10 protein-coding genes are annotated in these 8,088 nt (G+C 56.7%); 3 read left to right on the top strand and 7 right to left on the bottom strand.

Features of this window, described 5'->3' with window-relative positions:
• Nucleotides 1–128: 128 nt before the first annotated feature.
• Nucleotides 129–371, bottom strand: a complete 243-nt coding sequence (locus ACOYNV_RS23805) for a PepSY domain-containing protein (RefSeq protein ID WP_422902295.1) — start codon at nucleotides 369–371, stop codon at nucleotides 129–131.
• A gap of 173 nt (nucleotides 372–544) precedes the next feature.
• On the opposite strand from ACOYNV_RS23805, the gene ACOYNV_RS23800 reads away from it, so the two are divergent.
• Entirely contained in the window at nucleotides 545–1,504 is a 960-nt protein-coding gene (locus tag ACOYNV_RS23800) for a DUF808 domain-containing protein (protein WP_422902294.1), read from the top strand.
• Between the two features lie 229 nt (nucleotides 1,505–1,733).
• Here the strand turns inward: ACOYNV_RS23800 and ACOYNV_RS23795 are convergent, their stop codons facing one another.
• The 6 genes from ACOYNV_RS23795 to ACOYNV_RS23770 all read right to left on the bottom strand — a co-directional run bounded on the left by ACOYNV_RS23795 (nucleotide 1,734) and on the right by ACOYNV_RS23770 (nucleotide 6,241).
• Nucleotides 1,734–3,026, bottom strand: coding sequence for a maltoporin (locus tag ACOYNV_RS23795; RefSeq protein ID WP_422902293.1), 1,293 nt, complete (start codon nucleotides 3,024–3,026; stop codon nucleotides 1,734–1,736).
• 175 nt (nucleotides 3,027–3,201) lie between these two features.
• A complete protein-coding gene (locus tag ACOYNV_RS23790; RefSeq protein WP_422902292.1) occupies nucleotides 3,202–3,717 on the bottom strand; it encodes a transposase in 516 nt (171 codons plus the stop codon).
• A 40-nt stretch (nucleotides 3,718–3,757) separates the two neighbouring features.
• Nucleotides 3,758–4,423, bottom strand: a complete 666-nt coding sequence (locus ACOYNV_RS23785) for a transposase (RefSeq protein ID WP_422902291.1) — start codon at nucleotides 4,421–4,423, stop codon at nucleotides 3,758–3,760.
• Nucleotides 4,416–4,697: a hypothetical protein gene (locus ACOYNV_RS23780; protein ID WP_422902290.1), complete on the bottom strand. Its 282-nt coding sequence runs from the start codon at nucleotides 4,695–4,697 to the stop codon at nucleotides 4,416–4,418. The genes ACOYNV_RS23785 and ACOYNV_RS23780 overlap by 8 nt, the downstream gene beginning before the upstream one ends.
• Nucleotides 4,698–5,130: 433 nt before the next feature.
• Entirely contained in the window at nucleotides 5,131–5,592 is a 462-nt protein-coding gene (locus ACOYNV_RS23775; protein WP_422902297.1) for a fructose-specific PTS transporter subunit EIIC, read from the bottom strand.
• Entirely contained in the window at nucleotides 5,477–6,241 is a 765-nt protein-coding gene (locus tag ACOYNV_RS23770) for a fructose-specific PTS transporter subunit EIIC (protein ID WP_422902296.1), read from the bottom strand. Before ACOYNV_RS23770 ends, ACOYNV_RS23775 begins: the two co-directional genes overlap by 116 nt.
• A gap of 272 nt (nucleotides 6,242–6,513) precedes the next feature.
• Here ACOYNV_RS23770 and ACOYNV_RS23765 point away from each other — a divergent pair, with 272 nt between their 5' ends.
• Complete coding sequence (locus ACOYNV_RS23765) at nucleotides 6,514–7,749, top strand: tyrosine-type recombinase/integrase (protein ID WP_422902289.1); 1,236 nt, start codon at nucleotides 6,514–6,516, stop codon at nucleotides 7,747–7,749.
• A gap of 145 nt (nucleotides 7,750–7,894) precedes the next feature.
• Nucleotides 7,895–8,088, top strand: a 194-nt coding sequence (locus ACOYNV_RS23760; RefSeq protein WP_422902288.1) for a hypothetical protein, incomplete at its 3' end; no start/stop codon positions are given.

Raw genomic sequence — 8,088 nt, 5'->3', positions numbered from 1 at the left:
ACTGGCACTTTCAAGTTGCCGAATTCATGGTAGTTTCACGGCGCCGCGCACACAGCTTTCTGCTGCAAAGCAGATGGTCAGGCGAAAATATAACAAAAGCATGACAAACGATTGCTTTCGCGTTTTTCCTATGAACCGCTAGGGCGCAGCACCTTGATCTTGTGGATACAGAGTTCGAGGGTTTTCTCTTGTCCGCGCTCCAATTCGACATCGATGACCTGTCCGGGGTATTCACGTTCAACCCGTTCAAGGATGGTGCGTAGCGGCAACACTTCCCCCGCTTCCAGCGCCTGCCGGGCACGCTCGTGATCGTCTCTGGCACTGCTGGCGCTACTACCACAAGCGAGTTGTGCCGCGAACAGCGGGAGCAATCACCCTTTGGGTGAGCCATGAAATCCTGAAATGCTGGATTCGGCAGTGCCGGTTGATATCCCAAGCTCATTCCTCGGGACGCCTGCAGAATTCAATCCGAGGCTTGGCGTGATGCGTTTAAGAGTATCGTGCTGATTTTTCGCAACCGCCAACCATTTTCTGAAAGCTGCCAATGGCATCCAGCCTGCTCGCACTGATCGATGACATAGCCACCATTCTGGATGACGTGGCTTTACTGACCAAAGTGGCCGCCCAGAAAACCACCGGGGTGCTGGCCGACGACCTGGCGCTCAATGCGCAGCAAGTTGCGGGGGTTAATGCCGAGCGTGAACTGCCGGTGGTTTGGGCAGTGGGCAAAGGGTCGCTTCGCAACAAGGCGATTCTGGTGCCGGCCGCCCTGGCCATCAGTGCCCTGGCGCCATGGGCCGTCGTTCCTTTATTGATGATTGGTGGGGCGTTTCTGTGTTTTGAGGGATTTGAGAAGCTGGCGCATCGCTTCCTGCACAGCAAGACCGAAGACGGCGCTCACAATGAAGAACTTCTCCAGGCGCTGGCTGACCCGAAGGTCGACCTCGTGGCACTGGAGCAAGAGAAAATCAAGGGCGCGGTGCGCACCGATTTCATTCTGTCGGCCGAAATCATCGCCATCACACTGGGTACCGTTGCCGCCAGTCCGTTCATGACCAAGCTGGCTGTACTGAGCGGAATTGCCGTGTTGATGACCGTCGGTGTCTACGGTGTCGTGGCCATGATCGTCAAGCTTGACGATGCCGGACTCTATCTCTTTCAAAAAACCGGTGAAGGGATTGTGGCGCGTGCGCAGCGCGGGCTTGGAAGTCAAATCCTTGCGGCAGCGCCGTACTTGATGAAGGGCTTGTCCATTGTCGGCACAGCGGCCATGTTTCTAGTCGGCGGAGGCATTTTGACGCACGGCGTTCCCGCTCTTGGTCACGGAATCGAGCAACTTGCGCAGGCGGGTGGTGCCGTGCCGGGTGTCGGTTACGTGCTGCAAATGACGGTACCACTGGCCTTGAACGCGGTGGTCGGAATCATCGTCGGCGCACTCGTTCTCGCCGTTGTCAGTCTGGCAAAGAGGCTGGTGGCAACGCGCAATAAACAACCAGGCAGATAACGGGTACACATAACAGCCATCGCTGGAAGCCGCGTCAACAGGCGTTCTGCGGACTCATATCCTGCACAGCAAGCAAATGCGTCATTCTTCCGGCGTATGTCTTGTAGATCGTTTATCCATGCGGTCTTCAGCTCACATCGCAGGATTTAACTTTTTCCAATCCGCCACAACTGCATTGCCACAAGTCCTGTGGCAATGCAGCAGTTACCTGCCCATCGGCAGAACTGAATTACCACCAGCCTTCAAATTGCAGACCCACCGTCGAGCCATTGTTCGCGCCGGCAAATACTCCGCTGGACGACATGGAAGCAACGGCGGAATCGGTAGAGCCATTGGCCGCCGCGGCGGCCGCGTCGTTCCAGCGGGCGTAGGTGTAGAACAGGCGCAGTTCGGGGCGCGACCAGAAGCCGCGGGCCATGGCCAGGGTCGGAGCAATGGTCAGTTTGGTCAGGTTGCGCGTCGGACTACCGCTTGGCTTGACCTGGTCATGGCCCAGTTCGCCCTGCAGTTTGAGGTGCTCGGTGAAGCCGTAAGTTAATCGGCCGCCCAGGGAGGTCCAGGTCTGGTCGACGGTGTTCGACTCGTCCTTCTGATACACCCCTGTCAGCATGCCGCCGAGATTCGGGGTCAGTTGCGCATAAATGCCGTCGACCACGCGCCAGCGTTTTACTGCAGTGGTGTTGGTCAGCGGTCCGGTACTGCCGAGCCCGGTTCCTGGCGCCACCCCGTATTGCAGGGCGAACTTGTTCCAGCCGTCGCCGAGGATGTTGGTCTGGCGGTGCTGCATGGTGACTGACCAGCCGGAATCCCCACCGGTGGCAACATGCCCGGAGGCGGGAATCAGGCTCAAGCCAAACTCCAGTTCGCCACTGGGATTGACCTTCAAGCCGCGTAGCTGGATGTCGTGCCGGGTGGCCTTGGGTGACTGGAACTGGGAGTCCTCATTGAACATGGCATAGCTGACTTTGAGTCCACCCACCCCGACATCCTCGATACCGCCGCCAAGACCTTGCGGATTCCAGTAAAAGAAGTCGGTGATGTGGATGTCTTCCCGCTTGTAGTAACGCCGACCAAACCACAACGAGCCACCGTTGAGGAAGGAAAGTTTTTCCGCCGCGAGGTAGGCCTGAGCTACTCTGCCCGTCGTGGCGTTATCGGTCAGCATTTTGCCGTCGGAGGTCGGACTGAACAGGCTGAGCATGACATTCCCCTTGAGCATGCCGCCATCGGGTAGCGTTGCCAATTCCTGCCCAACGAGCAGTTCGCCGTAGACCTCGCACTCATTACCGAGGCGGTATTTCGATTCGGCACCCGCCAGTTTGAAGCATGCTGCGGCGCCGGAAGATGAATTGACGCCTTCCAGAGCACGGATATAGCCCTCAACGGAAGTTTTCAGCCGGCCCCCGTCTTTTACTACCATTTCGCGGGCATCTACGCCGCCGACATCTTCGGCGACTGCGTGCTGGCCGAACAGGAGTGCGGCAAGGGCCAGGGTGATTATGCTGATGGGTGCCTTATGCATGGTCAGATCCTTCGGTTGACAAGATTCGGGCTGAAAATCCCCCAGCCGTGCCCGGCGCCGTCGTGGGAGAGATGCTAAAGATGGAAGCGGATAAATCCGGGAAAATCGTTTGTCGTTGCTTTCTACTAAAGTTTCGGGTTTCATTTTTGGACAAGAATAACGAGAAGTGCCTTTGCTAGCGTGCCTCCATGCGTAACTGAACTGGGTCAAGTTGGAGGGCTTGCACAAAAAAGCGTTGCACATGCGATTCGATTGTTTTCATGACCAGGTCAACCGCAGCGCCCAGCAAATTTTTCAACTCATCGAGCGCGCCGGAAATTAACGCGCGAAAGAATTGCCACAGGCGCGAGGCATAGTCGATATTGGTCGCGTTCGTTGTGATGCGCTGGCGGATGCCGGCGATGTCGGTCGCATTGTGCTGATGTTTGGCGATCGACAAAAGACAAAATCGGATCGCGGTTAGGTGGATCGACGCGATATAGCTGGCGTAGTGCCTTGCCTGTTCCTTGAGAAAGCCGAGGTGTTGTTTCGCTTCTTTGAAATAAACTTCGATCGCCCAGCGCATGGCGTAAAGCTCCAGGATGAGTTGAGGAGAAAGGCCGACATCGGTGGTCAGAAAAACCGCCCAGTCATGCTTGCCTGGCTGTGCTTTATCGGCGTCGGCGATGCCGCACACGAACAGCAAGCGCACTTTGATCCAACGCTCTGCCTTGTCCTCTTTGTCATTGAGATTAAGTTCGACATCGAGCGTTTTCGACTGGTAGGGTTGGCCGGATATTTTTTCCCCATTGGCCGCGGACGGCCGACTGGAAGAGGGAGTTGACATCCATATCGCGGCCAATGATCTTGCCCTCCTCAAGCTGGCTGAACCGGTATTTCATTTTGTTTTTCTTCATGCGCACGATCGCCACCAGCAGGGCGTCCTCCGCCGTCTTGATCATGGGCTTGGTGCCAAACCAGGCGTCTGCCAGCAAATACTGGGCGTCGACACCGCCGCGCTGCGCGCGTTTGATCATCGCCTTTGCCATCTGTGGCTTGGTCTGCTTCTGGGCGACAAGGAAGCGCTTGGCGGCGATGCTGCGTCCATCAGTAAAGGGCACGGGTAGCCCCTGTGCCTTCGTTGCGCTGGTATAGAGCTCGCTGTCGATGGGCACAAAGCCTTCTGCGCACGACAGCCCAAGCGTCAGCACCTGCTGCCCCATGACATGCCGCCCGGTGGTGTGATCAAAATGGCTCGACACGCCCGGCATCTTTTTCCCGGAGCGAATTTTAATGGAGTCATCCAGGACAAACGCCACGGGCATGTCGGGCCGTTTCAATTGGCGTACGGCTTGATGGGCCACGCGCAGGTTCAGCGCGCGCCAGTCCCAGTCTTCACGGTTCATCGCCTCATACATGATGTCCTTGCCCCCCGGAGCCAAACGTACCCAGGGATTCCCGCGAAAACAGACTGACTGAATTGACCTTCAGCCAGACCCACAACATCAGGCAGTACACCACGTCATTGACCGGCACACCGGAGCGCTTCTGAAAGCCGCAGCGCTGGAGCAGCCCGGCCATCCCTACCTTTTTCCACAAATCGGCAAATACATTGTCGACAAGGCAGTCGCTGCTACGAAGAAAATCCGAGGTCAGTGCGGGTAACGCGCAGGGCGTCGTGTCATGATTCATTGCGGCTCCGGCTATGGGTATTTTGGAAGTTTGCAAGACAACCAATTTTACCATATTCTTAGTCGATTATTCCTTTGTAAACAACAAGTTATAGTTCTTTTTTAGGTCGCTGCAAACGCCGAAACTTTAGTTTCTAGTTGACCACTCCGGCCGTATCGTTAATTGGCTTTTTCAGTGCGATCAGAATCAGGGTTGTGATCACGGTGCCGGCAGCGATGGCGCCGATGTAGGGCAGCAACTGGCCAACCGCATTCGGTATGGCCAGGACGAAAACGCCACCGTGCGCAAGCCGTTAATAGGATTTGTTGAAGACGGTTTTTTGTCCCAGTCGAATCAATACGATGCAAGAAATAGTCGCAGACGAATTTGTCTTCGGCGTTGCTTGCGACGGCTTGTCGTTTCAGGTCATTGAGCTTATTTTCAACAAAAATGTTTAACGCCTTGCACCGTGCGGCGCGTGCAGGGTGCAGCCAAAGAACATGGACAGCGCGCCGGTGGTCGCCGCGCCGGCAACACACGAAGGAATCACGCGCAGCGGGTCTTTGGCGGCGAAGGGGATGGCGCCTTCGGTGATGAAGGAGATGCCAAGCACGGCGGCGGCCTTGCCGGCGATCTGCTCATCGGCCGTAAAGCGGTTCCTGGCGATGAAGGTAGCCAGCGCAATACCCAGCGGCGGCACCATGCCGGCGGCCATTACGGCAGCCATCGGCATGAAGCTGTTGCTGGCCAGCAGGCCGACGCCGAAGGTATAAGCCGCCTTGTTGATCGGCCCGCCCATGTCAATCGCCATCATGCCGCCGAGCAGCAGGCCGAGCAGAACCGCGTTGGTACCGCTCAAACCCTGCAGGAAGTGGGTCAAGCCATCCATGATTGCCTTGGCCGGACTGCCGACCACGTAAATCATCAGCAAGCCGACGACCAGCGTGGCCATGCAGCGGAATCAGCAGCACCGGCCTGAGGCCTTCGAAATGGACCGGCAACTTGATATGGTTGATCAAGTAGAGAGCGACATAGCCGGCCAGGAAGCCGGCGATCAGGCCGCCCAGAAAACCGGCCTGCAACTGGCTGGCCAACATGCCGCCAACGAGTCCCGACGCCAGGCCCGGCCGGTCGGCGATGGAAAAGGCAATGAAGCCGGCGAGCACCGGAATCATCAATGCGAAGGCCGCGCCGCCGCCGATATCCATCAGGCTGGCGGCCAGCGTTCCTTTTTCCTTGAAGGCCTCGATACCGAAGATGAATGACAGGGCGATCAGCAGACCGCCGGCGACGACGATCGGCAGCATGTAGGAGACGCCGGTGAGCAGATGCTTGTACGGCCCCGCCTGTTTTTCGGCCGGGCGTGGCTCGGCCTTGATCGCCGGCGTGCCGGCGCTTGGCGGACGTACCTCCAGCGCTTCCTGCAAGACCTTTGCTGTTTCCTTCAAGGCCCGGCCGACCGAGGTTTCGTACACCGCCTTGCCGGCGAAACGTGCTTTGTCCACATGCGTGTCGGCGCCGATGATCACCACGTCGGCGGCGGCGACCTCCTCGCACTGGCTTATTTCGCCACATATCGCACCGTATCACTACCCTACTCAATGCCAGTTCTGGCAAGGGCTACAGGAGAATTCAATCATTTCTTGTCGTATCACACCATAGCGGGTAATATCATCATCTTTGGTAGGTTAGATGGTTGGCAGGATGGGATGTAGCAAGATAATGACAAGGGCAACTATTTTCTACACAATTGAAAATGTGAAATGCTCATTTCTATGCCTTCCCCCTTGCCGTTACTAAATCATAGCCTGTAAATAGTGCGAGGACGATTATTCATATGGCACGCAAAGCAAAGGAATTAGGAGCGTTAGAGGTCGGTAGGCTTGAAACCCCAGGCTTGAACTTCGTCGGTGGCGTGTCCGGTTTGGCGCTGCAAGTCTCTGACACTGGCGCAAAGTCTTGGATTCTGCGGGTAATGATCGGCGGCAAGCGGCGGTCAATGGGCTTGGGCGGTTTCCCTGATGTGACTTTAGCCGGTGCGCGAGAATCCGCCAGAGCAGCACGCGCCAAGATCAATGAAGGAATTGACCCCATAGACGATGGCAAGGCCAAACGTAGCGCACTGGCGGCAAGCAGGGCGGCATCCGTCACATTCAGCGAAGCGACGATGAAATACATCGCTGCCAAAGAGTCGGAGTGGTCAAGCCCGGTTCATGCATTGCAGTGGATCAACTCTTTAACTGACTACGCATTCCCGATAATCGGCAAGGTATTTGTGCGCGACATTGGGCAGGCTCAGGTGATGAGTGTTATCGAACCTATCTGGCTCACCAAGAACGAAACAGCGACCCGCGTTCGTGGGCGCATTGAAAAGGTGCTGGACTGGGCGCGGGTGCGCGGATACCGATCCGGCGAAAACCCGGCGCGGTGGCGTGGTCACTTGGATGCGATTCTTGCAAAGCCGGGAAAAATTCAATCTGTTGAGCACTTCCCGGCGCTGCCATTTGATGAGATAGGCGCTTTCATGGTGAAGCTGCGCCAGCAAGAAGGGACTCCGGCGCGCGCTGTTGAATTCGCCATTCTGACGGCGGTTCGATTAAATGAAGTTACCGGCGCGGTATGGCAGGAGATTAACCTAGCGGAGTCGGCGTGGATTATCCCCAAGGAACGCATGAAGATGGATAAGGAGCATCGCGTGGCGCTGAGTGATGATGCCGTGGCCGTGCTCAAAGCCATGCCGAGAACTGGCGGACTGATCTTCCTCAACACCAAGGGCGCGGAACTGGCAGGCAACACTATTAAACGGGTACTGAGGAGGATAGGACATGGAGACATAACCCTGCATGGTTTCCGATCAACCTTTAGAGATTGGGCATCCGAGCGCACCAACTACCCAAAGGACGCTGCAGAGATGGCGCTGGCGCATTCCATTGGTGACAAGGTAGAGGCCGCTTACCGGCGCGGTGATCTGTTTGAAAAGCGGCGCTTGATGATGCGCGACTGGGGCAAGTTCTGCGGCACCGTGGCGCTGCCTGCCACTGTCACTCCGATACGAAGCAAAACAGTTGCATGAAGAAGCGCATGGATAGGCGTTCTCAGGCCATTGATTAAAGTTTTTGCTGCGCCTAGCTGTCGGCTGATCCCTGACGGTGAAAACCGGGAAACCTTCACCCGGCTGGCGCGGCTCCTTACTTGAGGGGGTTATGAAGGATTAAATCATGAAAAAATACGTTTCGATATCCGATGCCGCCGAGCGATCCAAAAACAGCAAATCACCATTGACCGACCGCGATGTATTCGACCTTGTGGCAGACCGGAGAATCGCCCTGCACGCCCGGTTCAACGAGTCATACCCTGCACGTATGGCGACCGTCACCCCTTCAGACAATCCAGACCTGAGCGAGCGCGTGGA

This window comes from Propionivibrio sp. (genome assembly GCF_049316945.1).
GTDB lineage: Bacteria > Pseudomonadota > Gammaproteobacteria > Burkholderiales > Rhodocyclaceae > Propionivibrio.
The sequence above is the reverse complement of the archived record's forward strand: the minus strand, read 5'-3'. Positions and strand labels throughout refer to the sequence as shown.